Genomic DNA, 23342 nt, shown 5'->3' with positions numbered 1-23342 from the left:
CCCGTCGCCGGGCGTCCGCCGGCCATCAGGCGGCCCTGCCTGCAAGCGTCTGGGCGAGGGTGTGCATGAGCGCGAGCTGCTTGTTGAGCTCCCTGATCTGTGCGTCACGGTCGGCGAGCAGCTGCGCCTTGGCCACGTTGTCGGCCCGGTAGGCGGCGAGCTCGTCCCGCAGGCGAACGAGCTCGCGCTCGTCGCGCTGGCGGGCCAGCGCATCGGAGGCGCTGCCCGAGCCGGCCGACGGGGCCTGGGTGCAGAAACCCGCGGCCTCCAAGTCACTGACCGGGATGAACCAGGGAGCGTTGGGGCTGGTCCCGTCCTGGTACGCGCCGGGCAGGCGCACCTGGCCCTTCGCCTTGTTCCCGGGGGTGGGCAGGCACCGGCGAATGGTCTTCTCGTCGCGACCGGCGAGCTTCGCGGCCTGTGCCACGGTGGCGACCTCCCCGGCGCTCTTCGCCGCGGAAGTGGTGTTCTCTGACATGGTTCCGTCCTCCTGCCGGGGCAGGGGCGCCGTCGACAGAAGGGCACCGTCCTGAGCGGAACGGAATGCGCAATCAGCTGTTTCCAGGGTGTCCAGGCGCGCCCACCGCTGTCCATGCGTGGGCAGGCGTCGTGGATGCCTGCCCACGGCCGTAGCAGGCGTGGAGAAGTCGCTAGGACATCTCCTGGACTTGGTCCGTGTGGGGGGTCGGATGTCCAGACACGCGTCCGACAAACCCCCACTGCCGTCCGACAAACAGGTCTGCACAGTCCCCCGGGTACGCCAAAACCCCCTCCCGCAGGAGGGGGTTTTGGCGGCTACGTCCGATTTCTCGGACGCACTTTGTAGCGGGGGCAGGATTTGAACCTGCGACCTCCGGGTTATGAGCCCGGCGAGCTACCGAGCTGCTCCACCCCGCGTCGGTAGACCCAACCTTACGGGACGGCCCGCGCCATCTCCAAATCGTCCCCGGCGGGTGCTGCGGGGCAGCCGCCGGAGGACTCGGGCGAGTCCCCCGGCAGCCCTCCTCACGGGGTCGTCGCGCTCGGAGCCGGCGTGGTGGTGGTCGCCGACGGGGACGGCGACACCGTCGCGCTGCCGCCCTTCGGTGACGCGGCCACGGCCCGCTTGATCGCGTCGTCGAGCTTCTTCTGCGCCTCGCCGTAGGCGGCGAAGTCGTTCTTGCGCAACGCTTCCTGGCCCGCGGCATACGCGGCCTGGAGGTCGGAGAGCGCCTGGGCGAGCGCCGCCGGGTTGGCGACACCGGTGCTGCTCGGGCTGGGCGTCGGCGTGCTGCCGCCACCGGTGCCGCTCGGGCTCGGCGTGGGGGTGGGGGTGGTGGCCCCACCGGTGCCGGAGTCGCCCGCGGTCGCGCCCGAGTTGCCGCCGAAGAGGCCGTCGAGCGCCCCGTCGAGGGTGTCGGACCACGCCAGCTTGTTGCCGAACGCCACGACCGTGGCCCGCGAGAGAGGGAACGCCGTCGTGCTGCTGGCGCTGACGTAGATCGGCTGGACGTAGAGCAGTCCACCACCGACCGGCAGGGTGAGCAGGTTGCCCAGCGTCACGCTGGAACCCGGCTGCCGCGCGTTGTTGAGGAACTGCGACAGCGTCAGGCTGAAGGCCGCCGAGGTCTGGTTGGACGACCCGATGTCGTTCTGGACCTGTCCGGGACCCTTGACCTGACTGTCCTTGGGCAGCTCCAGCAGCCGCAGCGTGCCGTAGTCGTTGCTGGGTTGACCCGCCGTCCGGCCGGCATCGGCGTCGACCGCGAGGAAGCCCGAGAGCACCTGCCGGTCACCGACCGGCTTGAAGGTCGTCGTCAGCGAGAACTTGGCGGCAGCCTGCTCCGGCATCTTCAGCGTCAGGTAGTACGGAGGCTGGTCGACGTTGCGCGCCTCCTGCGCCGGGTCCTCCGGGACCTCCCAGAAGTCCTGGCCGCCGTAGAAGGACGCTGCGTCGGTCACGTGGTACTTGGTGAGGATCTTGCGCTGCACCTTGAACAGGTCCTCGGGGTAGCGCAGGTGCGCCATGAGGTCGCTGCTGATCTGCGACATCGGCAGGACCGTGTTGCCGAAGGCCTTGCTCCACGCCTTGAGCACCGGGTCCTTGTCGTCCCACGAGTAGAGCTTGATCGAGCCGTCGTAGGCGTCGACCGTGGCCTTGACCGAGTTGCGGATGTAGTTGACCTTGCCCGCGCCGATCGCCTGCACCGCGCTGGAGCGCGCGGTGACCGAGTCGGACGTGGCCGTGTCGACCTCGGTGAGCTTGGAGTACGGGTAGTCGGCCGAGGTCGTGTAGCCGTCGATGATCCACTGGATCCGGCCGTCCACGACGGCGGGGTACGGGTTGCCGTCGGGGGTGAGCCAGGGGGCGACGCGCTCGACGCGCTCGAGCGGCTCGCGGTGGTCGAGGATGCGGCTGTTGTCGGTGACCGCGTCCGAGAGCAGGAGGTTGAGCTCGCGGTACTTGAGGGCGTAGGCCGCCTGGCGCGCGAACGAGCTCAGCGCCACACCGCCCTTGCCCGCGTAGGTGTTGTTCTTCTGCCCCGCCGTGCTGTTGTCCGGGTAGTCGAACTCGCGCGGCGATGCACCCGAGGCTCCCCCGACGATGGAGTACGACGGGGACTTCTCGCCGAAGTACACGCGCGGCTCGTAGTCGCCGAGCTTCCCGGTCGGGGGGATGTTGCGCTCGTAGAAGACCGGCTCGCCGTCCGCGGTGCGCTGGTTGCCGTAGGCCGCCACGACGCCGTAGCCGTGGGTGTAGACGGTGTGGTCGTTGAGCCAGTTGCGCTGGTTGAGGGGCACCCCGGCCAGGTCGAGCTCGCGCACGGCGACGACCGTGTCGCTGACCTTGCCGTCGACGTTGTAGCGGTCGACGTCGAGGGCGTCGGGGAAGGCGTAGTAGGACTTCACCGACTGGAGCTGCTTGAACGTCGGCGACACCACGATCGGGTCGACGAGGCGGATGCCGGGGATTGTCTCGGCGTCGTCACGCAGCTGGCCCTGGCTCGCCTCGGTGGTCGCCGTGTACGGCGTGGTCTTGACCGACTCGATCCCGAACGCTGCGCGGGTCGCCTTGATGCTGCGCTCGATGTACGGCTGCTCGAGGGACTTCTCCGAGGGCTTGACCTGGAAGCGCTGCACGAGCGCCGGGTAGATGTTGCCGACGACCAGGGACGTGATGACGAGCAGGGCGACACCGACGACGGGCAGACGCCAGGAGCGCGTCCAGATCGAGGCGACGAAGATGCCCGCGACCATGACCGCCGCGACGGCGAGGATCGCCTTGGCCGGCAGGACGGCGTTGGCGTCGGTGTACCTGATGCCGGTCAGGAGCGTGGAGTCCTTGACGGACAACGAGTACCGGTCGAACCAGTAGGTCGCCGCGCGGACGAGGACGAGCACCGCGACGAGGATCGCCAGGTGGGTGCGGGTCGCCCGGGTGGTGCGCTCGGCGCGCGTCTGGATCTGCAGGCCGCCGTAGACGTAGTGCGTGAACGCGGCCGCGAGCAGGGCCATGACCAGCGCCATGGTGAAGAACCCGAGGAGGAACCGGATCCACGGCAGGGTGAAGACGAAGAAGGACAGGTCGAGGTTGAACTGCGGGTCCTTGGTGCCGAACGAGCTGCCGTTGCGCCACAGCAGGAAGGTCTGCCACTGGCCCGCGGCACCGGTGCCGGCGAGCAGCCCGAGCACCGCCGGGACTGCGAAGATCGCGATCTTGCGCAGCGGCTCGATGGCCTCGCGGTACTGGTCGAGGTTCTGCTGCTGCGCCGTGACGGGGGCGTAGATGGGCCGGGTCCGGTAGGCGATGAGCAGGCTGGAGGCGACGAGCGCCGCCGTGATGACGAACCCGATGACGAACAGGACGATCTTGGTCACGAGCTGCGTGGTGAACACGTTCTCGTAGCCGACCGACTTGAACCACAGCACCTCGGTCCACAGCGAGGACCCGATCGAGATGAGGAAGCCCAGCGCCACGAGGATGAGGATCGTCGGCACGAGCGGGCCTCGGCGCCTGCCGAAGCTCAGGGTCGGGGGTCGCCGACCGCCGGCCCCTGCCCCACCGGGTCGCGGGGCACCGTCGCCCCGACCCCCTTCGCCGCCCGGTCCGTCCTGCCCGAACCACTCTGAAGAACTCACTCCACGCCCGATCTGCCGCGCCGCCTCCCACGATGGGGGCCTGCTGGTAGTGGGACCAACTTACCGAGCGCGCCTGTGGTTCCCACGGCAACCTCGGTCACGCCTTGGCGTCGGCTGGCAACCCGCTGGGTATGCCGCGTGCGCGCCCCCGGTCGGCGATGCGGCACGATGGGCGCGTGAGCCAGACGTCCCAACCTGTCGCCGACCCGCTGTCCATCGCCGCCCTCGACACCGAGAAGCACGTCGCTGCGTCGGGCTGGGACCAGAACCCACGCCTGTTCGCCCTCGTGCCGACCTCGGACCTGGTCGCGCGCGAGCCGCACCTGCGGGCCCAGCTCAAGGGCGCCGACCTCGCCGAGGGCGCCCTGAGCGCCATTGAGCAGGAGGACCTCCCGAAGACCTCGAACCTCGAGTCGCTGCTCGGCGGCATCGCCTGGCCCGAGAGCGTCGTCGGGGCCGCACTGGCCGTCGAGCGGATCGTCGTGCCCCCGGAGGCGGAGCGCGACCTCCCGGTCCACGCCGAGTCGGCCGTCGACGCCCTGGCCGCGCACCCGAAGCGGCAGGACGTGCGCCTCCTCGTCGCGGTGACCAGGGACGGGCAGAGCCGGTGCCTGCTGCGCCAGCGCGCCCATGACAGCGACGACCAGGTGGCGCTGGGCGAGGACATCGCACCCGGTCTGGTGCACGCGCTGCGCGCGACGCTCCAGGACTGACCAGGGCCGCCCGCCTCGCCTACTTGGTGCAGGTCGGCAGGCTGGACGCCTTGCCCGCGGCGATCGCCTCGACGGAGCTCTTCGCCTCGTCGAAGGTGCTGATCCTCACGACCGTCAGGCCGTCCGGGACGTGGCCGACGACCTCGTCGCAGTTCTGCGCCGGCGCGAGGAAGAACTTCGCGCCGCCGTCGCGGGCTCCCACGAGCTTCTGCCGGATGCCGCCGATGGGACCCACCGCCCCGGCCGCGTCGATCGTGCCGGTGCCGGCGATCTTCTTGCCACCGGTGAGGGCGCCGGGGGTGAGGCGGTCGTAGACACCGAGAGCGAACATCGTTCCGGCAGAAGGCCCGCCGACGTTCCCGGCGTCGATCTTCACGTCGAACGGGAACTCGAACTTGGTCCCGAGGAAGATCCCCACGGTGACGCGGCCGTCGGAGTCGCGCGTCTTGGCCGCGACGTCGACGGTGCTCCCGTCGCGCTGGAGCTTGAGGTCGACGGTCTCCCCCGCCTTGTGGGCGCTGACCGCCTTGCGGATCGAGTCGGGCCCGTCCACGGTCTTGCCGTCCACGGCGAGCACCTCGTCGCCGGCCTTGAGCAGGGCGGCCGACGGCGCGTCCTTGGCGACCTGGCCGATGACCGTGTGGGTCGTGACCTTCTGCCCGGTGGCCTTGAGCGCCACGGCGATCGCCTCCTGCTGGGAGTCGATCATCTCCGCGGTGCTCTCCTCCTCCACCTGCTTGTCGGTGACGCCCTTGGGGAAGTACAGCTCCTCGTCGACGACCTCCTCGCTGGGGTCGAGCTTGCCCTTGAGCACGTCCCAGATGGTGACGCGGAAACCGGGCCCACCGGAGACCCGCACGGTGGTGAAGTCCAGCGCACCCTCGGTCGGGTAGGTCTGGGCACCCGAGACGGTGATGAGGTCCTTGCCCGACAGCTGCCCGAGCGTGTTGGTGATCGGGCCGGGCTTCATGACGACGTAGGGCAGGCCCACGAGGGTCGACAACGCCCCGAGGGCGATCGCGAGGAACAGGGCGATGAGGCTCGCCGAGGAACGCCGCCCGAGGCGGTAGGGATCGGTCTGGCCGGGACCGCCACGCTGGCCGGCCTCCACGATCGGGGACGGCGTCATGCCGGGAGTGGTCACGGGAGGCCCACCCACTCGTCGGACCCGTCGGTGAACTGCTGGTGCTTCCAGATCGGCACCGTGGACTTCAGGGTGTCGATGAGGTCGCGGCAGGCGTCGAAGGCCTGCCCCCGGTGCGGGGCGGACACGGCGGCCACGACCGCCATGTCGCCGATCTCGAGGTGCCCGACGCGGTGGACCGCCCCGAGCCGCGCGACGGGGTGGCGCTCGGCGACCTCGCGGCAGACCTTCGCCAGCGCGTCGACGACGGTCGGGTGCGCCGAGTAGTCCAGCGCGGTGACCGGGGCACCGTGGTCGTGGTCGCGCACGACGCCCACGAACAGCGCGATCCCGCCGCACTGCGGGTGCCGGACGACGCCGAGCACCTCGTCGACGCTCAGGGGCTCGTCCCGGACGTCGCACAGGACGACCTCGGCACTGGTCGACAGCTCGCTGGTCGGCTCGGTCATCCGGTCGCACCCTTCCTGCGGCGACGCCGCATGATCGCCGCCGTGCCCACGAGGGCGACAGCGGCACTGGCCGCCCCGAGGGCGGCGTCCTTGCGGTCCAGGCGTCTCGCCGCGACCGCGTGTGAGCCCCGGATGGCGTCCAGGAGGACACCGAGGCACGTCTCATTGTCATGGACCGGCACCCAACCGCGACCCAGCAGGGTGTGGGAGGAGACCGCCCACGGGAAAGCCACGAAGGCCAGGTCGCTGGCGGGTGCCGGCAAGACACCAACGCGGTGGAGGCGGTCGGCAGTTCCCATCGCGGCGCCCAGGCTCAGCTCGACCTGCCGCATCCCGGTGAGGCGCTCGAGGTCCGCTTGGGTGAGGTGACCTGGGGCGCCTGCGGCCACCGCCCCCTCGATCCCGCGGGCGACCACGAGCGCCACGGCCGACCCGAGGTCGTCGACGTGGCAGAACTGCCAGGCGGGGGCGGCACCACGCACCGTGAGCAGCCGCGGCGCCTCGAAGTGCCTGGTCGCGACCGTGTCGACCCCGTCCCCGACGAGGGCCGCGGGGCGGATCACGGTCAGCTTCAGCCCGGGGTGCACGTCACGGGCGACGGCCACGAGCTGCTCGACATCCATGAGGTCGCCGACCTGGCCCTCGTCGGCCGGCGCGCGCAGCGGGGCGTCGTCGGCGAGGGGCACCGGGTTGTCCGGCAGGGCGCCGTACACCTGTGCGCCGGTGACCACGACGAGGTGGCGCACCCCCGCAGCGGCTGCCGCGGTGATGACGGTCTGGGCGCGGCGCAGGTTGCGCTCGCGGCGCGGACGGGTGCCGAGGGCGAGGTCCTGCTCGAGGTCCGTGCTCGCCGCCACGTATGCCGCGGCGTGGATCCCCGTCAGTGCGCGCACGAGGGCGGGGTCGGCCGGGTCGGCGAGGCGGAACTCGACCCCACCGACGGCCGGGCGTTCGGTGTCCACGGCCACGACGCTGCCGATGCGTGACTCGGAGCCCGGCTCCCCCGGTGCCGCGTGGCCGCGGGCGGCGGCGGTGACGAGCGCGCGCAGCACGGCGTGGCTGGCGGCGTCGGCGGTACCCACGACAGCCACGTCGATGGCGCTACGCCGCGAGCGAACGCCGCCTGCTCCGGCGCGCGCAGGGGAACTCACCATGGCCTCCGCGTGGTTGTCTAGGGAAAGCCCATCCTCTCAGGACTGCCGAGGAGCCGTTGTGCCCGACCACCCCCAGACCCCCGACGAACCCACCGAGTCGGGTCTGCCGCCCGAGCTCGAGCAGATGATCGCCAGGATCACCGGCGGACCGATCGACCCCGAGATGGCGCGCACTCTCAAGGACATGGGGATCGACCAGGTGGACCCGGCGATGCTGCAGATGATGATGGGCCAGGTGCAGGCGATGTTCGCCAGCACCGACGAGGGACCGTTCAACGTCGCCCTCGCCACCGACACGGCACGCAAGACCGTCTCGGCCGCCGGCGACGCCACCGTCAGCGAGGCGACGGCGCGCCAGGTCGCCCAGGCCGCCCAGGTCGCCGAGCTGTGGCTCGACGAGGTCACGGCGTTCGAGGCGCCCGGCATCACCACGCACGCCTGGAGCCGCGCCGAGTGGGTCGAGGCGACCATGCCCACGTGGCGCACCCTGGTGGAGCCGGTGGCCGAGGGTGTGGGGCGTGCCGTGGGCGACGCCATGCGCGCGCAGATGAAGGAGCTGGGCGACGGGGCCGCCCTGCCCGAGGGACTCCTGCCGGCGGGGATGGACCCGTCCGCGCTGATCGGCCAGATGGAGCCGATGATGGCCAAGATGAGCGGGTCGATGTTCGGCCTGCAGGTGGGTCAGGCGCTCGGCGCACTGGCCACCGAGACCGTCAGCGGCACCGAGGTCGGTCTCCCGCTGGTGGCGGACCGGTCCGTCGTCCTGCTGCCGGCGAACGTCGAGGCGTTCGCCGAGGGCCTGGGCGTCGACCTGGACCAGGTCCGGCTCTACCTCGCCGTGCGCGAGGCGGCCCGGGTCCGGCTGTTCTCCGAGGTGCCGTGGATCGGCCCGCAGCTGCTGGCGGCGGTGCGCGACTACGCCCGCGACATCAGCATCGACACCGACCGTATCGAGTCGGCCCTCACCTCGGTCGACACCAGCGACCCGACTGCCCTGCAGTCGGCGCTGCAGGACCAGCTCTTCCGCCCCGAGCCGAGCGCCAGCCAGCGTGCTGCCCTGGGACGCCTGGAGACCTACCTCGCCCTCGTCGAGGGGTGGGTCGACGTCGTGGCCGACCGCGCCACCCGCGACCACCTGCCGCAGGCAGCCGCCCTGGGCGAGGCCGTCCGCCGTCGCCGGGCCATCGGTGGTCCGGCCGAGAAGGCGTTCTCCGGTCTCGTCGGACTGGAGCTGCGACCGCGTCGCCTCCGTGACGCCGCCAACCTCTGGGCCGCGCTGGAGGACCGCCACGGGCAGGAGGGCCGGGACGGCGCGTGGGGCCACCCCGACGTCGCGCCGACCGCTGCCGACCTCGACGACCCGCTCGGGTACGTCGACCGTGTCGGTGGGTCCAGCGACTCCGAGATGGACGCCGCGCTCGACCAGCTGCTCAGCGAGGGTGAGCAGGGCCCCGAGCAGTGACCGACCAGATCCCTCCCGGCTACCTCGCCCTGCGGGACGACGCGGTCCGGGTCCTGCAGGCCTGGGCCGCACCCGACGACCAGCAGGAGATGCTGCGGGTCGAGCTGCTCGAGCACTGCCGGTCCCATCCCGACGCGCTGTCGAAACAGGGTCCACCCGCCCACCTGACGGCCAGCGCCCTCGTGCTCAACGCCTCACTGGACAAGGTCCTGCTGACCCTGCACGCGAAGGCGGGCCTGTGGCTGCAGTTCGGCGGCCACTTCGAGCCCGGCGACCGGACCGTCCTCGGAGCCGCCACCCGCGAGGCCCGGGAGGAGTCGGGGATCGCCGGCCTCGAGCTGGCACCGGAGCTGGTGCACCTGGACCGGCACCGGCTGCTGGCCGCGGGGTTCGGCAGGTGCAGCGAGCACCTCGACCTCCGGTACGCCGGTGTCGCCCGCGACGAGAGCGCCTACGCCGTCAGTGACGAGTCGCTCGACGTCGCCTGGTGGCCGGTCGACGCGCTGCCGCCCGAGAGCGCCCACGAGATCGGACCCCTCGCGCACGCCGCCCGCAGGCAGCTGGGCTGACCGACGCGCGGGACGGGTCAGTCGGTGGCCACGACGTCGAGGGCGGCCTGCTCGGCCTCCCCGTCGACGCCGTCCACGACCTCGTCGTCCTCGGACAGGTCGAGCCCTGCCGTGGCGGCGACACCCTCGAGGTAGCCGCGGGCGCGCTCGGTGCGCGGGTAGGCCTTGAGCAGGCGCCAGAAGTCCGGTCCGTGGCCGGGGGCCAGCAGGTGGGCGAGCTCGTGGAGGATGACGTAGTCGAGGACGTAGGCCGGCATGCCCTTGACCCGCGCCGAGATCCGGATCGTGCCGTCGGCGGGGGTGCACGAACCCCACCGGGAGTTCTGGTTGGTCACCCAGCGGATGCTCGACGGCTTCGCGAGGCCCCCGAGGTAGCGCTGGGAGAGGTCGGCCGCCCGCTTCTGGAGCTGGCTGTCACTCGGCCGGCGGCGCTGGTCGCCCTTGTCGAGCTTGTCGACCATGGTGGCGACCCACTGCTGCTCCTCGGCGCGCGTGAACCGCGCGGGGATGAGCACGATGGTGCGACCGTTCTCGCGGTAGGCGCTCACGGTGCGACGCCGGCGCCGGCTGCGCCTGACCTCGATGTCAGTACTCCCCATGTGACCACGATAGGTGACGGATCTGACATCGCCGGTGATCTGCGCCGCGACACCCGTGCAGGTCAGCGGGCCGGCGCCCCCCTACTTCCCCTGGAACCGCGGGGCGCGTCGCCCCGCCGCAGCGGCGATGCCCTCGTGGACGTCGTCGGTCGCCAGCGTCGTCGCCTGGGCCAGCGCCTCCCACTGCAACGCCGTCTCGAGGTCGGCGTGACCGCCCCCACGAAGGGCCTGCAGCGTCAGCCGGGTCGCGACCGGGGCCGCAGCGGCGATGCGGTCCGCGGCCACGAGCGCCTCGTCCAGGACGTCCGCGGCGGGCACGGACCGGGAGACCAGCCCCAGGCGAAAGGCCTCGTCGCCGTTGATGATCCGGCCCGTGAGCAGCAGGTCGCGGGCCACCGCCTGACCGGCGACGTCGGGCAGCGACCACGTCGTGGCCATGCCCGGGTGCAGCCCCAGGGAGGTGAACGGCACGCCCAGCTTCGCGTCAGCGGCGGCATACCTCAGGTCGCAGGCGAGGGCGATCGCGAACCCGGCCCCGATCGCCGACCCGTTGACGGCCGCGATGGTCGGCACCTCGAGGTCACGGATCGAGAGCCAGGAGCGGTAGAAGGCGAGCATCCGCGAGCGCAGGTCGGAGACGGCCGCGTCCGGTTCGGAGACGATCCAGGAGAGGTCGCCGCCGGCGCAGAACGCCGGAGGCGCACCGGTCACGACGACCGCTGCGAGGTCGGGGTCGAGGCGCAGCAGGCCCATGAGGTCGACCCACGACGCCGTCATGGCGGCGCTCATCGAGTTGCGGCGGTCCGGCAGGTCGAGGGTGACCACCGCGACCCGGCGTCCGGCGCTCTCACGGCTCGTGACCTGCAGATCTTCGAACGTCTCGTCCCGCCACTGTCGACCCGTCATGGCGCGAAGCCTAGGGGCGGAGCTGAGCACGAGGGACACACCCCCCTTGCGCGATTTTGTGCTCAGCATGGTCTACGGTGGCCGAAGTCCGACGGCGCAGCGTGCGCCGAGATCGACAAGGAGACATGGCGATGGCTGAAGAGACCCAAGAGACCTACAAGGGCGAGTTCTACTGCGTGAAGTGCAAGGAGAAGCGCGAGGCCGAGGGCCGTGTCGTGGAGACGAACGGCCGCCGCATGGCCAAGGGCGTCTGCCCCGTCTGCGGGACCAACCTCAACCGCATTCTCGGCAAGGCCTGATCCAGGCCGACCCCATCGCGAGGGGCGGGTCCGACCACACGGTCGGGTCCGCCCCTCGCGGCGTTTCGTCCCCTGTGGATGACGCCCGGCGGCCGCCATCGGCTGTGCCACCCTGTCGCAGGTGACCCGCCGCCCCCTCCTGCGCACCGTGTGGCCGGCGCTGCGACGAGGCCCCGGACAGGTGCAGTTCGGCACCGCGGCCGAGCACGCGGTCGTCGTCGGTGGGCTGACCGAGCCCGAGGTCGTCTCACTGGAGGAGCTCGACGGCACGCGTGACCTCCCGGTCGCCCTGACCAGCGGCACCGGCGCCACCCTCCTCGAGGAGCTCGTGGCCTGCGGACTCGTCGTCGAGGCCGCACCTGCCTCGACCGTGCCCCCGGTCGTGCGGGCCGTGCTCGCGCCGGACGCGGACGCCCTCGTCCGGACGAGCTGCCCACCCACCGCCGGGTATGCAGCGCTGTCCGCCCGCCGCGCGGCCCACGTCGTCGTCGCCGGCCGAGGGGACCTGCCGGCCGCCCTCACCGCCGCGCTCCGGCGGGCCGGGATCGGACGCGTGTCGCACGGTCCGCGCTCGGCCGACGACTGGGAGCACGTGGCCCTGCGCGAACGGCCGCCCGTGCCCCGACCGGACGTGGTGGTGCTGCCCGCCTCGGGCGCCCTCGAACCGGCTGCGGCGCACTCGTGGCGTCGTCGCGGCACACCCGTCCTGCCGGTCCTCATGCACGACGTGGAGGCGGTCGTCGGCCCCTTGGTCGTGGCGGGCGGACCCTGCCTGCGCTGCCTCGACCTGACGCGGGCCGACCTCGACCCGGCCTGGCCGGCCCTGCTCGGCCAGCTCACCCGACCGGGTGTCGGCGCCGGGCACGACGTCGGCGGTGAGACGACGCTGGTCGGGATGGCCGCGGGCATGGCGGCGATGGTCGTGCTCGGGGTGGTCGACGGGCAGCCCCTCCCGGCGGGTCGATCCCTCGAGGTGGGCCTGCCGTGGCCCCGCGTCCGGCAGCGTGAATGGGCCGTCCACCCCCGCTGTTCGTGCGCCGTACAGGTGACCTACGACCCACCCGCCGACGCGAATCCTGCGAGACAGGTGAGAATGGCTGGATGAACGAGCTCCCACGCCGTGCTGTCACCCGCACGGCCCGTCTGGCCAGCCTGCCCCTCGGCTTCGCAGGTCGTACGGCGGTCGGGCTCGGCAAGCGCGTCGGGGGCAAGTCCGCAGAGGTCGTCGCGGCCGAGCTGCAGGCCAGGACCGCGGAGCAGCTGTTCAAGGTGCTCGGCGAGCTCAAGGGTGGCGCGATGAAGTTCGGCCAGGCCATGTCCGTCATGGAGGCCGCACTGCCGGAGGAGATGGCCGCGCCCTACCGCGCCACCCTCACCAAGCTGCAGGAGGCAGCTCCCCCGCTCCCCGCGGCGACGGTGCACGCCGTCCTGGCGGAGGAGCTCGGCCCGCGCTGGCGGACGGCGAAGTTCGAGTCGTTCAACGACACGCCGGCCGCCGCTGCCTCGATCGGGCAGGTCCACAAGGCCGTGTGGCGCGACGGCCGCGAGGTCGCCGTGAAGATCCAGTACCCGGGAGCCGGCAAGGCCCTGCTGTCCGACCTCAACCAGCTCGCCCGGGTCGCCCGGCTCGCCGGTGGCTGGATCCCCGGCATGGACATCAAGCCGATCACCGACGAGCTGAAGTCCCGCATGTCCGAGGAGCTCGACTACAACCTCGAGGCCGCCAGCCAGCGCCGCTTCGCCAAGATCTTCCGCGACGACGAGCGGTTCGCCGTGCCGGACGTGCTGGTCAACAGCGAGCACGTCATCGTCTCGGAATGGATGGACGGCATCCCGCTGTCCACCATCGTCGCCAAGGGCACCCGCGCCCAGCGTGACGCCGCGGCCGAGCGCTACATGGAGTTCCTGCTCGTCGGTCCGGCCCGCGCAGGCCTGCTCCACGCCGACCCGCACCCGGGCAACTTCCGCCTCCTCGAGGACGGCCGCCTCGGGGTCATCGACTACGGCGCGGTCAACCGGCTCCCCCAGGGCCTGCCGCCCGCGATGGGTTCGCTCGCCGCCGCCGCGCTGTGCGGTGACGCCCGGGCCCTCGAGGCCGGGCTGCGCTCCGAAGGGTTCATCAAGCCCACGATGTCACTGGACGCCCAGGCCCTGCTGGACTACCTGCAGCCGTTCATCGACCCGCTGCTGCACGAGGAGTTCACCTTCAGCCGCGAGTGGCTGCGCAGCGTGGCGGCCCACGTCAACGACGTGCGCCGGCCCGAGTTCCTCGTCGGCATGAAGCTCAACCTGCCGCCGTCGTACCTGCTGATCCACCGGGTCTGGCTGGGCGGCATCGGAGTGCTGTGCCAGCTGAACGGCACCATCCCGGCACGCGACATCGTCATCGAGCACATGCCCGGGCTCAAGCTGCACACCCTGCCGCCGCCCATCGACTGAGCTCCACCGCACCCACCCGCGCACGCACCTGCGGCCACGGCGGTGAGGTCACCACCAGGCGCTGTCGAGCTTTCCCTCGATGCTGCGCAGGTGCTCGCGGCTGCACCGGTCGCAGGTCCAGACGTCCCGGCCGTTCTCGGTGCCCCGGGTCCAGGTGATCGTGGCGAGCGCCGGGTCCGGAGCCGTGGCCCCGCAGGTGGCGCAGACGGGCGACTCGTCCGACACGCTCAGCCCTTGCTGCCCTTGGCGGCCGCCGCCCTGGCCTTGGCCTCCGCCTTGGCGGCCTGCTTGAACTCGCGGACCTTGGCCAGCGACTGCGCATCGACGACGTCGGCCACCGAGCGGTAGCTGCCGTCCTCGGCATACGGGCCGACGGCCTCCTGCCACCCGGCAGGCCGGACGTCGAGCTGCTTGCCGACGAGGGCCGCGAAGATCCGTGCCTTCTGGTCGCCGAACCCGGGCAGCGCCCGCAGCCGAGCCAGCAGGTCCCGGGCGTCCTCGGCGTCCTGCCAGATCGACTCGGCCCGGCCGCCGTACTCGTCACGGACGACCACAGCGAGCTGTTGGACCCGCCCGGCCATCGAGCGGCCGTACCGGTGGATGGCCGGCGGCGTGGAGCACAGGTCGGCGAAGGCCTCGGGTTCGGCCTCCGCGATCGCTGACGGCGACAGCGTCCCGAACCGCTCGAGGATCTTCCACGGACCGCGGAACGCGTGCTCCATGGGGTACTGCTGGTCCAGCAGCATCCCCACGAGCAGGGCGAACGGGTCGTTGCTGAGCACCTCGTCGGCAGCGACGTCCTGGGCGATCCGGATCTGCGTGGCCATGGGACCCAGCCTAATCACCGCGCTCGTCGTGCACCGGGCGCTCGAGCGACCGCTCCCGCCGTCTGCGGTGCCTCCGAAACCCGACGACCTGCACTCCGAACAGCCCGACAGCCAGCACCACTGGCGGACCCGGCTCGTGCCGCAGGTCGTACCAGCCGACGAGATCGGCGAGGGCGTAGAACAGCACAAGTGCCGTCAGGCTCTGGGCGAGGAACCCCCGCCAGGTCTCCGGCCAATCGAACACGGCCCGCCGAAGGCGCACCCCCGCCCGCGTGACCCACCCCTGCGCCATACGCCGAGTGTGCCGCAGGGACCGACCCGTCACGGTGACGCTGCGTGAGCACGCAACCGCGCGCCCGGAGCTGCGCGAGGTCAGAGGAGGTAGACGAACCCGGGGCCCTCGTCGCGGTAGGGGATGCCGAGCGACTCGAGGACCGGGGTCCACGAGCCGGTGACGTCAGGGTCGGCTGCCTCGAACCCGTGGTCGGCCGTGAGCAGGAAGGTGACCTCGTCCAGGACACCCAGTCGCTCGAGGTGGTCCAGGAACGCCACCAGCCGCGCGTCGCTCTGCCGCAGCGAGTCCCTGGCCATCTCCGAGCGCGGTCCGCCGCCGTGGTGACCTGCGTCGGTGACGACGTTCGCCCACCAGGTCAGGGTGGGGGCGCTGTCGGCGTCCTCCCACAGCTGGAGCACCTGCTGGAGGCCGAGGTCGTCGACCTGCACGCCCCAGGAGAAGTAGGCGTCCTCCAGGTGCTCGGGGTGGTCGACGAACGGGGAGGCCGTGGGGTCCGGCAGCAGGTCGCCCAGGCCCGTGGTCGCCGCTTCGAACCCGCCCGCCTGACGCAGCAGTGCCATCGTTCCGTAGTCGGCCCCTCGGTCGATCGCCTCGTCCACGCTCGCCGTGCGCGGCGAATCTCCTTGCTGCACATGCTCGTTCACCATCTCGAACACGGTCCGCACCGAGGGCCGCAACCACTCGGCGCTGCGGTGCCATGTCCCCGCGTCGTTGGGCACGACCTGCTCACCGGTCGAGCGGTCGTAGAAGACGTTGCCGAGCACGCCGTGCCTCCCGGGGCCGACCCCGGTGAGGATCGAGGTGTGGTTGGTGAGCGTGACGCTCGGGAACTCCGCCACCGCTCCCCCGTCCAGGGCGAGGCCTCGGTCGATGAGCCGTGCGACCCCGGGCAGCTCCCCCGACTCGGCCAGGGCGAGCAGCTCACCGCAGTGCGCCCCGTCCCAGAGGATCCCCACCACCCGTGGGCGGTGCCCGGAAGGAAGGTCCTCCAGGTATGCCGTCAGCGCGCGACCGTCCAGCGGTGCGCCGTGGGCGTCGACGAGGTCGGTGGGAGGCACCCCGGACAGGACGGCGAGCGTGGGACCCACATCCACGAGCCGGGCGTGGTCGTCCACCCGGCCGAGTCGGCGTACACCCGGCCCGGACATGACGAGGGGCGCCCGCGACTGGATGACGTCCAGCGAGCCGTGCTCCCCTGCGTGCCCACCCTCGTCGGGGAAGTGGTGACGTGGCGTGTGGACCACAACGAGGTCGGGGCTGCGGTCGGGGTCGGCGAACAGCGAAAGGATGCGCTGCGCCGCATACGGGTAGGCGTTGTCGGTGGACACCAGCGGGCCCGGGGCCTGCAGCTCACGCTCGTAGGGCAGGAAGGCCATGGGACTGGTGTCGGGCACCGGGTCGATGCCGGACACGACCTCGTGGTGGCCGTCGGGGTGCAGCCGCACGCAACCCAGGTGGTTCGCCGCCATGGCCGCTCCGTCCTCCACCCACACGACCAGGTCGACGACGCGAGCGAGGTCCGGGACGGTCAGCGCGGTCACGACCTCGTCGAGCGACATGCGGCGAGCCTAGGGGGACGGCCGCCGCCGGGCACGAGGTCGGGCCCGGACGCCCCCGCGAGCACAGGCAGCGGGACAAGGAAGAACCCGCCGGGACCTCCCCAGAGCGGGGGTCCCGGCGGGTTCGCGGGCCGGGGTCACCGGGCCAGCATGCGAGGCATGGCGAGCAGCATGTCGTGCTGCGCCTGTGCCTCGAGCCGGCGCTGGTACTCCCGTTGGCGACGCTGTCGATGAGCGCGCGCCAGGTCGGCGTACAAGGCCTGGAACATGGTGGATCTCCTGGTGTGGTGACGAAGGAAGGTGGTGGTCATGCGGCCACCGGGTTCTTGCGCGGACGGCCACGCGGACGCTTGCGGGCGACGATCGCTCCCTGGACGAGGAGCTCACCGCCCCAGACGCCCCACGGCTCGGCACGGTCGATGGCCCCTGCGAGGCAGGCCAACCGGGCTGGGCACGTGTGGCACAGCGACTTGGCGAACTCGACGTCGGCCGGGCTCTCGGCGAACCACATCTCGGCGTCGTTCTCTCGACACGGGATGCCGGCGCCTGAGGTCGCGGCCTGCTCGTTCAGGTCGTGGAGTGCGCTCAACTGCATCGGGTGTCACCTCCCTCTTCTCGTCCCGCCACGGTGGTGGCGAAGGTTTTCGTTGCGTTCTGGCCGGTTGGTCCCCGGTCGGGGGCCGGCCTGTTCTCTTCGGTGGTGTCGTGCTGCTTCATGTGGTGCTGCTTCTTCCTGCAGTGCGTGGAGCGTGCGTGGAGCGGAAGAAATCCGTGGGGACAAACAAAAAGGCCGCGGATCCCGGATGTCGGGTTCCGCGGCCTTGGAGGGGCCTGCTGGCTGGTGGCCTAGACAGGTGGCTCTCCGAAGGGACGGAACGCGAGATCCTTGGTGCTGGGGGTGGCGTCGAAACCGCCGATGTAGCCCACCGGGGCCTGGACATCGGCATTCGCGCGGACGGCGACGGACGCGGGCACAGCGATCCCCTGGAACTGGGAAACCCATCCACGCGTGCTGACGAGGAGCTGACGGCCGGCCTCGGGGCACACGGAACGGACGCGGGACATGTGCGTCGCGTCGATCGTCATCGTGATGTTCTCCATGGGGCCAACCTCCTTCGTCATGTCGTGGTGACCGGGTCGCTGTACCGCCCGGGCGTGCTCGTCAAGGGTAGGGCAGCGGTTGCGACGACAGCAACGGATTTAACGAGAAATTCGGGAACAGATTGGTGAACGACTGGCTATTCGTCGGAATCCGTTGCAGCAGAACGACTTTCGAGCACCTCATCCGCGGTGGCGCCGCCGAGGACAGCCAGCACCTGCTCGCCGTACAGCCCGAGCTTGCGGGCGCCGACCCCGGAGATCTGGGCCAGCTGCCCCTCGGACGTGGGGACCCGCTCGGCGATCGCGGTCAGGGTGGCGTCGGTGAAGACCACGTAGGCCGGCACGCTGCTCGCGCGGGACACGGCCAGCCGCCACTCGCGCAGGCGCTCGAAGGTGGCCTCGTCGTACGTGGGCGGACAGTCGTCGCAACGACCGGTCTTGCGCTGGGCCGCGGTGGTCAGCTCCGTGCCGCACGAACGACAGTGCACCGGCAGCACCGGCTTGCCTGCCTTGCCCCCGGAGCGTCGTCCTCCCGAGGCGTTATTGGGCTGGGACCGCGCCCCGTCCCCCAGGATGCTGGCCGCGCCGTCGAGGAAGCGGGAGGGCCGCCGGCTGGCCCGGGCACCTGGCGTGCGGGCCCCGGACCACGAGAGCCGCAGCTCCTTGCGGGCACGGGTGACGCCGACGTAGGCCAGGCGGCGCTCCTCCTCGATGGCCTCGGGGGTGTCGGCCATGGTGATCGGCAGGTACCCGTCCGAGACGCCGGCGAGGAACACGACGTCCCACTCGAGGCCCTTCGCCGCGTGCAGGGACGCGAGCGTGACGCCCTGGACCGCGGGAGCGTGCTGCGCTGCGGCGCGCTCGTCGAGCTCGCGGAGGAAGTCGGGCAGACGCGCTTCGGGACCGGCGGCCACGAGGTCGTCCGACAAGGCGGCGAGGGCGGCCAGGCTCTCCCACCGCTCCCGCGCGGCGCCTCCGGCGTTCGGGGCCTCGCGCGTCCACCCGGCTCCGAGCAGGACGTCGCGGACGAGCTCCGGCAGCGGGACCGAACCGTCGTCCGAGCGCGCCGCACCCCGCAGCAGGAGGATCGCGTCGCGCACCTCCTTGCGGGCGAAGAACCGTTCGCCACCGCGCACGAGGTAGGGGATCTCACGCTCGGACAGCGCCGACTCGAAGGCCTCGGACTGCCCGTTGGTGCGGAACAGCACCGCCATCTGGCCGGGCGACATGCCCTTGGCGACGCGGTCGGCGATCTCGGAAGCCACCGCGGCGGCCTCCGCCGGGTCGTCCGGGTGCGCCGTGAGGGACGGCGTCGGGCCGTCGCCGGCCTGGGCCTGGAGCTGGACCGCGTTGCTGCGCATCGCCCCGGACGGCCCTCGCACGATGAGGTTGGCGAGACCGACGATCTGGGGCGTCGAGCGGTAGTTGCGCACCAGTCGCACGACCTTGGCGGTCGGTCGCGCCGTCGGGAACTCCAGCAGGTGGCGGGGACTGGCGCCGGTGAACGAGTAGATGGTCTGGGCCGGGTCGCCGACCACGCACAGGTCGTCGCGCTCCCCCACCCACAGCTCGAGCAACCGCTGCTGCAGGGCGTTGACGTCCTGGTACTCGTCGACGACGAAGTGCCGGTACTGCGAACGCACGGCGCGGGCGATGTCGTCACGCTCCGCGAGGATGCCGACGGTGAGGAGCAGGACGTCCTCGAAGTCGATGACCCCGCGCTGGGTCTTGACCTGCTCGTAGGCCTCCAGCACCCGTGCCATCGCCGTCGCGTCGAGGCCGGGCGGCTCCCGGCGCGCGGCGCGGGCCCCGGCGGCATACGTCTCCGGGGTGAGCATGGAGACCTTGGCCCACTCCACCTCGGCGGCGAGGTCACGGATGGCGGTGCGGTCGCGGGCGAGGTCGAGGCGCAACGAGGCGGCGGCCTGGGCGACGGCGGCGGCCTTCTGCGCCATCACCTCCGGCGCGGCTCCGCCGATGGCCTGCGGCCAGAAGTAGTGGAGCTGGCGCAGTGCCGCCGCGTGGAACGTGCGGGCCTGCACCCCGACGGCGCCGAGGTCGCGCAGCCGCGTGCGCATCTCGCCCGCGGCCCGCGCCGTGAAGGTGACGGCCAGCACGCGCTGCGGCTGGTAGGCGCCGGAGTGGACGCCGTAGGCGATGCGGTGGGTGATCGCGCGGGTCTTGCCGGTGCCGGCACCGGCAAGCACGCACATCGGGCCCAGCGGGTGGGCCGCGACCTCCCGCTGCTCGGGGTCGAGCGCGGCGAGCACGTCGTCCGGGGAGGGAGCGACCGCACCGAACGGCGTCAGGGGCGAGGGGAGGTTGGGCATCGCCCGCGATCCTGTCAGACGCCGCCGACGCCGCCCACGTGAGGCGGGGCCGCGCTACTGCTGCAGCCCGTAGACGCGCGTCACCCGCAGGCGCAGGACCAGCCGACCGTCGGCCACCATCGCGGCGCGGTACTCGGCCCAGTCGGGGTGGTCCTCACCGCGGATGGTGCGGAAGAGCTCCACGAGCTCGTCCACCGTCGCGTCGTCCTCCGCGCGCGCGACCGGTGACAGCTCCGCGTCACCCTCGAGGACGGCATACGACCACCCGTCGGCCGAGGTGACCAGCAACGACGCCCTCGGGTCACGACGCAGGTTCGCGACCTTCGCCCGGCCGTCGACGACCGACACCCGCACGGTGGGGCCGCCGTCGGCAGCCGGGTCGAAGGCGTAGTTGACCATCGACAGCTGCGGGCGGCCGTCACGCTTGAGGGCGGCGAGCCCACCGAGGTGGCCGGCGGCGGCGAGGGCGAGGAGGTTCGGGTCCAGGGCTGTGGGGCTCATGGGTCATCATGGACACAGACCGGCGCGCGCGGAAGATTGTGCGGCCCGTCGGCGTTGGACCCTGCGACCACTCCCGATCGAGAGAGAGCACCTCCAGATGTCGTCCCTCAAGGCCCCGGCCCCCGGCTCCGTGACCATGTTCACCACCTCCTGGTGCGGTTACTGCAACCGTCTCAAGGCGCAGATGGGGCGCGAGAACATCCCGTTCACCGAGGTGAACATCGAGGAGGTCCCGGAGGCCGTGCAGTTCGTCATGGACGCGAACGACGGCAACCAGACCGTCCCGACGCTGCTCTTCCCGGACGGCACCGCCGCCACCAACCCCTCGATCAACGAGGTCAAGAAGCGCCTCGCCTCCTGATCCCCGGGCGGGCGCGACGTGCCGCCCCCACCGGACCGACCTCGCCGACGCGCCCCTAGGGCACGTCGGCGATCTCGTGCCCGAGCCAGTGCTCGACGATCCGCCGGGCGATCGACACCCGTGGCGACACCGTGAGCGAGCCGTCGGCGACCGCCGCCAGCAGCTGCTCGCGGGTGTACCAGCGCGCCTCGGCGATCTCCGACTCCTGCAGCGTGAGCTGTGCGGTGGTGGTCCTGGCCGTGAAGCCGACCATGAGCGAGCTGGGGAACGGCCAGGCCTGGTCGCCGAGGTACTCCACGGCGTGGACCTCGACCCCGACCTCTTCGCGCACCTCGCGCGCCACCGCCCCGGCCAGGCTCTCCCCCGGCTCGAGGAACCCCGCCAGCACCGAGAACCGCCCTTCGCCCCACCCGGCCCCACGGGCCAGGAGCAGGCGGTCGTCGGGGTCGACGACCGACATGATCACCGCGACGTCCGTGCGCGGGTAGTGCTCGCTGCCCTCGACCGTGCACCGCCGCAACCACCCCGCCGACGCCGCCTCGGTCGGAGCGCCGCACCGCGCGCAGAACGGGTGCGCCCGGTGCCAGTTGGCCAGTGCGAGCGCCGTGGTGAACAGCGCCGCGTCCCGCTCGCCGAGGAGTGCGCCGACCTGGCGCAGGGTGCGGCCGTCGTCCTCGTGGTCGCCCGCCTCGGGCGGCGGCTCGCTGACGACCGCGACGTATGCCGTCTCGTCACCGTCCGCACCCAGGAACAGTCCCAGCCGGGTCAGGTCGTGCGGTGCCGGCGGGCGCAGCCGCAGGTGCAGGTCCGGACCGTCCTCGACCAGGTCGACCCGGTCACCGCGGAGCTCGAGGACCCGCGTCGACGGGTCCGCCAGGAGCTCACGGAGGAGGTTCTCGTCCGTGCGCCGGTCCGCAGCCCGGTCCAGACCGGGTCCGGCGAGCGCGAGATTCGGGAGAGTTTTCGCGTAGGAGCCCACGCCTCCACCCTAGGCGTGGCAGATCGGCATACGGTGGGCGCGTGGACCGCAGCCCCCTCTTCCTTGCCGCGCTGGCCAGTGCGGCCGTTCCGGGCCTCGACCCCGCCAGCGTCGAAGCCCTGCCCGGGGCACCCGACCACCAGTACGACGTCGCGTTCGTCCAGGACACCCAGCACCGTCGGTGGGTGATCCGCGTGCCCCGCAGCCAGACTGCGGCGGCGCAGATGGAGTCCACCTTCGCGTTGCTGGCGCTGCTGGCCCGACGCCTGCCGTTCAGCGTGCCGACGCCCAAGGGCTTCGCCGCCCTCAAGGAGGGCGGTCGCGCAGCGATCTACCCCTACCTGCCGGGCCGGAACCTCGACTTCGGGGCCCTGCCCGCCGGTCCCGGGCTGGCGGCCGAGCTCGGCCGGTCCATCGCGGCGTTGCACAACACCGACCACGGGCTGTTCGACGAGGCCGGCCTCCCGGCGTACGACGCGGACACCTACCGGACCCGCCGCCTGACCGAGCTGGACCGGGCAGCCGCCACCGGCCACGTGCCGACGGGACTGCTCACCCGGTGGGAGAAGCTCCTTGAGGACGTCGTGCTGTGGCGGTTCGCGCCCACGCCGACCCACGGTGACCTCACGGGGGACCAGGTCCTCGTGGTGTTCGACGACGACCAGGACGCCTCGACCGGCCGGGTCAAGGCCATCACGGGCTGGGAGGACGCCAAGGTCGCCGACCCCGCCGACGACTTCTCGGCCCTGGTGACCCAGGTGCCCGAGAGCGCTCTCGAGACGCTCATGGAGGCCTACGCCCACGCGCGCTCCGAACGACCTGACCCCCACCTGCTCACCCGAGCCCGGCTCGCGTCCCAGATGCGTGCGCTCGGCGACCTCATGGTCGCCGTCGGCGGCGGTGACCGACTGCTCGTGGAACGCCACGCCGCCGGGCTGCGCCGCCTCGACGAGCAGCTGCACGCCGAGGACGAGGCCACGAACGACTACCGTCGCCAGGCCGAGGCCGCCGCCCGGCCCGTGAGCCCCGTCGTCGTTCCCCCGGTGGTCGAGGACGTGGACGAGGACGACGAGGACGTCGCCGTGATGTTCGCCCGCACGGCCGACGCGGACAGCGACACGGACGGTCCCGCGACGGACGACGGTGCCGCGACGGACGACGGCGCAGCGGTCGACCAGCAGCCGCCGGCGGACGAGGCGTCCTCGGCTGACGAGGAGTCCCTGACCGACCGGCAGGCGGAGAACGACGTTCAGCCGGCGGACGACGATGAGGACACGGACGCGTTCGCCGTGCCGGTGGACGAGGACCCGACGGACGCCGACCCCGAACCGACCGTCTCCGAGCCGACCGACCCCGAACCGACCGACCCCGAACCGACCGACTACGAGCCGACCGACGCCGAATCCGCCGACCACCGCGGCGCGGCGACGACCGAGATCCCGGTGCGCACGGGCGGACCGGCCCAGCCGGACCTGCTCGAGTTCGACGAGGACGACCCGGGACCGGAGCACGAGCCCGGCTACACCAGCCGCTGAC

Annotated in this window: 25 protein-coding genes and 1 tRNA gene; 8 read left to right on the top strand and 18 right to left on the bottom strand. The window is 72.0% G+C overall.

The features are described from left to right. Window positions 1–25: 25 nt before the first annotated feature. The 3 genes from ACYVKF_RS03910 to ACYVKF_RS03900 form a co-directional block, all read right to left on the bottom strand. A complete protein-coding gene (locus ACYVKF_RS03910; RefSeq protein WP_460964966.1) occupies window positions 26–478 on the bottom strand; it encodes a hypothetical protein in 453 nt (150 codons plus the stop codon). A 345-nt stretch (window positions 479–823) separates the two neighbouring features. Continuing rightward, window positions 824–897, bottom strand: a tRNA-Met gene (locus ACYVKF_RS03905). Between the two features lie 108 nt (window positions 898–1005). After that, on the bottom strand, window positions 1006–3978 hold the full coding sequence (locus ACYVKF_RS03900) for a UPF0182 family membrane protein (RefSeq protein WP_235529063.1): 2973 nt from the start codon (window positions 3976–3978) through the stop codon (window positions 1006–1008). 299 nt (window positions 3979–4277) lie between these two features. On the opposite strand from ACYVKF_RS03900, the gene ACYVKF_RS03895 reads away from it, so the two are divergent. Next, on the top strand, window positions 4278–4832 hold the full coding sequence (locus ACYVKF_RS03895; RefSeq protein ID WP_056915327.1) for a PPA1309 family protein: 555 nt from the start codon (window positions 4278–4280) through the stop codon (window positions 4830–4832). Between the two features lie 19 nt (window positions 4833–4851). Here ACYVKF_RS03895 and ACYVKF_RS03890 read toward each other — a convergent pair whose 3' ends face one another. From ACYVKF_RS03890 to ACYVKF_RS03880, 3 genes are read right to left on the bottom strand one after another with little or no spacing between them, the layout of a single operon-like run. Continuing rightward, entirely contained in the window at window positions 4852–5961 is a 1110-nt protein-coding gene (locus ACYVKF_RS03890; protein ID WP_460964964.1) for a YlbL family protein, read from the bottom strand. Between the two features lie 11 nt (window positions 5962–5972). After that, complete coding sequence (locus ACYVKF_RS03885; RefSeq protein WP_460964962.1) at window positions 5973–6425, bottom strand: molybdenum cofactor biosynthesis protein MoaE; 453 nt, start codon at window positions 6423–6425, stop codon at window positions 5973–5975. Then, a complete protein-coding gene (locus ACYVKF_RS03880; protein WP_460964960.1) occupies window positions 6422–7516 on the bottom strand; it encodes an NAD(P)H-binding protein in 1095 nt (364 codons plus the stop codon). Before ACYVKF_RS03880 ends, ACYVKF_RS03885 begins: the two co-directional genes overlap by 4 nt. A gap of 121 nt (window positions 7517–7637) precedes the next feature. Here ACYVKF_RS03880 and ACYVKF_RS03875 point away from each other — a divergent pair, with 121 nt between their 5' ends. Both ACYVKF_RS03875 and ACYVKF_RS03870 read left to right on the top strand, forming a co-directional pair. Beyond that, complete coding sequence (locus ACYVKF_RS03875) at window positions 7638–9041, top strand: zinc-dependent metalloprotease (protein ID WP_460964958.1); 1404 nt, start codon at window positions 7638–7640, stop codon at window positions 9039–9041. Then, window positions 9038–9610, top strand: coding sequence for an NUDIX hydrolase (locus ACYVKF_RS03870; RefSeq protein WP_460964956.1), 573 nt, complete (start codon window positions 9038–9040; stop codon window positions 9608–9610). Before ACYVKF_RS03875 ends, ACYVKF_RS03870 begins: the two co-directional genes overlap by 4 nt. Before the next feature lie 17 nt (window positions 9611–9627). Here ACYVKF_RS03870 and ACYVKF_RS03865 read toward each other — a convergent pair whose 3' ends face one another. Together ACYVKF_RS03865 and ACYVKF_RS03860 are read right to left on the bottom strand one after the other, a co-directional pair. Then, the gene (locus ACYVKF_RS03865) at window positions 9628–10209 is read right to left on the bottom strand and encodes a M48 metallopeptidase family protein (RefSeq protein WP_460964954.1); all 582 of its coding nucleotides are present in this window, start codon (window positions 10207–10209) and stop codon (window positions 9628–9630) included. Between the two features lie 81 nt (window positions 10210–10290). Then, window positions 10291–11115, bottom strand: a complete 825-nt coding sequence (locus tag ACYVKF_RS03860) for an enoyl-CoA hydratase/isomerase family protein (protein WP_460964952.1) — start codon at window positions 11113–11115, stop codon at window positions 10291–10293. A 131-nt stretch (window positions 11116–11246) separates the two neighbouring features. Between ACYVKF_RS03860 and ACYVKF_RS03855 the strand changes: the two genes are divergently transcribed. The 3 genes from ACYVKF_RS03855 to ACYVKF_RS03845 all read left to right on the top strand — a co-directional run bounded on the left by ACYVKF_RS03855 (window position 11247) and on the right by ACYVKF_RS03845 (window position 13853). Then, entirely contained in the window at window positions 11247–11414 is a 168-nt protein-coding gene (locus ACYVKF_RS03855; protein WP_164488415.1) for a DUF5679 domain-containing protein, read from the top strand. A 121-nt stretch (window positions 11415–11535) separates the two neighbouring features. Next, window positions 11536–12519, top strand: a complete 984-nt coding sequence (locus tag ACYVKF_RS03850) for a hypothetical protein (RefSeq protein WP_157581388.1) — start codon at window positions 11536–11538, stop codon at window positions 12517–12519. Beyond that, window positions 12516–13853 (top strand): ABC1 kinase family protein, encoded by a 1338-nt coding sequence (locus tag ACYVKF_RS03845; protein WP_056915335.1) that lies wholly within the window; start codon window positions 12516–12518, stop codon window positions 13851–13853. The genes ACYVKF_RS03850 and ACYVKF_RS03845 overlap by 4 nt, the downstream gene beginning before the upstream one ends. A gap of 48 nt (window positions 13854–13901) precedes the next feature. Here ACYVKF_RS03845 and ACYVKF_RS03840 read toward each other — a convergent pair whose 3' ends face one another. From ACYVKF_RS03840 to ACYVKF_RS03800, 9 genes are all read right to left on the bottom strand, one after another. After that, complete coding sequence (locus ACYVKF_RS03840) at window positions 13902–14078, bottom strand: hypothetical protein (RefSeq protein WP_157581390.1); 177 nt, start codon at window positions 14076–14078, stop codon at window positions 13902–13904. Window positions 14079–14080: 2 nt separating this feature from the next. Beyond that, window positions 14081–14680: an HhH-GPD-type base excision DNA repair protein gene (locus ACYVKF_RS03835; RefSeq protein WP_460964948.1), complete on the bottom strand. Its 600-nt coding sequence runs from the start codon at window positions 14678–14680 to the stop codon at window positions 14081–14083. A gap of 10 nt (window positions 14681–14690) precedes the next feature. Beyond that, a complete protein-coding gene (locus tag ACYVKF_RS03830; protein WP_460964946.1) occupies window positions 14691–14972 on the bottom strand; it encodes a hypothetical protein in 282 nt (93 codons plus the stop codon). Window positions 14973–15052: 80 nt separating this feature from the next. Then, window positions 15053–16534 (bottom strand): alkaline phosphatase family protein, encoded by a 1482-nt coding sequence (locus ACYVKF_RS03825; RefSeq protein WP_460964944.1) that lies wholly within the window; start codon window positions 16532–16534, stop codon window positions 15053–15055. Between the two features lie 137 nt (window positions 16535–16671). Beyond that, a complete protein-coding gene (locus ACYVKF_RS03820; protein ID WP_255353222.1) occupies window positions 16672–16803 on the bottom strand; it encodes a hypothetical protein in 132 nt (43 codons plus the stop codon). A 38-nt stretch (window positions 16804–16841) separates the two neighbouring features. Further along, complete coding sequence (locus ACYVKF_RS03815; protein WP_056915339.1) at window positions 16842–17129, bottom strand: WhiB family transcriptional regulator; 288 nt, start codon at window positions 17127–17129, stop codon at window positions 16842–16844. 251 nt (window positions 17130–17380) lie between these two features. Beyond that, the gene (locus ACYVKF_RS03810; RefSeq protein ID WP_056915340.1) at window positions 17381–17635 is read right to left on the bottom strand and encodes a hypothetical protein; all 255 of its coding nucleotides are present in this window, start codon (window positions 17633–17635) and stop codon (window positions 17381–17383) included. Between the two features lie 137 nt (window positions 17636–17772). Beyond that, entirely contained in the window at window positions 17773–19965 is a 2193-nt protein-coding gene (locus tag ACYVKF_RS03805) for an ATP-dependent DNA helicase UvrD2 (protein ID WP_460964941.1), read from the bottom strand. Between the two features lie 54 nt (window positions 19966–20019). Continuing rightward, window positions 20020–20466, bottom strand: a complete 447-nt coding sequence (locus tag ACYVKF_RS03800; protein ID WP_460964939.1) for a PPOX class F420-dependent oxidoreductase — start codon at window positions 20464–20466, stop codon at window positions 20020–20022. Window positions 20467–20563: 97 nt separating this feature from the next. Here ACYVKF_RS03800 and ACYVKF_RS03795 point away from each other — a divergent pair, with 97 nt between their 5' ends. Next, window positions 20564–20827 carry a glutaredoxin domain-containing protein gene (locus ACYVKF_RS03795; protein WP_056915343.1) on the top strand — a complete coding sequence of 88 codons (264 nt, stop codon included), beginning with the start codon at window positions 20564–20566 and terminating at the stop codon, window positions 20825–20827. Window positions 20828–20882: 55 nt separating this feature from the next. Here ACYVKF_RS03795 and nudC read toward each other — a convergent pair whose 3' ends face one another. After that, window positions 20883–21806 carry an NAD(+) diphosphatase gene (nudC, locus tag ACYVKF_RS03790; protein ID WP_460964937.1) on the bottom strand — a complete coding sequence of 308 codons (924 nt, stop codon included), beginning with the start codon at window positions 21804–21806 and terminating at the stop codon, window positions 20883–20885. Window positions 21807–21847: 41 nt separating this feature from the next. Here nudC and ACYVKF_RS03785 point away from each other — a divergent pair, with 41 nt between their 5' ends. Beyond that, window positions 21848–23341 carry a phosphotransferase gene (locus tag ACYVKF_RS03785; protein WP_460964935.1) on the top strand — a complete coding sequence of 498 codons (1494 nt, stop codon included), beginning with the start codon at window positions 21848–21850 and terminating at the stop codon, window positions 23339–23341. Window position 23342 lies beyond the last annotated feature (1 nt).

This window comes from Pedococcus soli (assembly GCF_054782575.1).
This window is presented reverse-complemented; position numbering and strand designations above follow the sequence as displayed.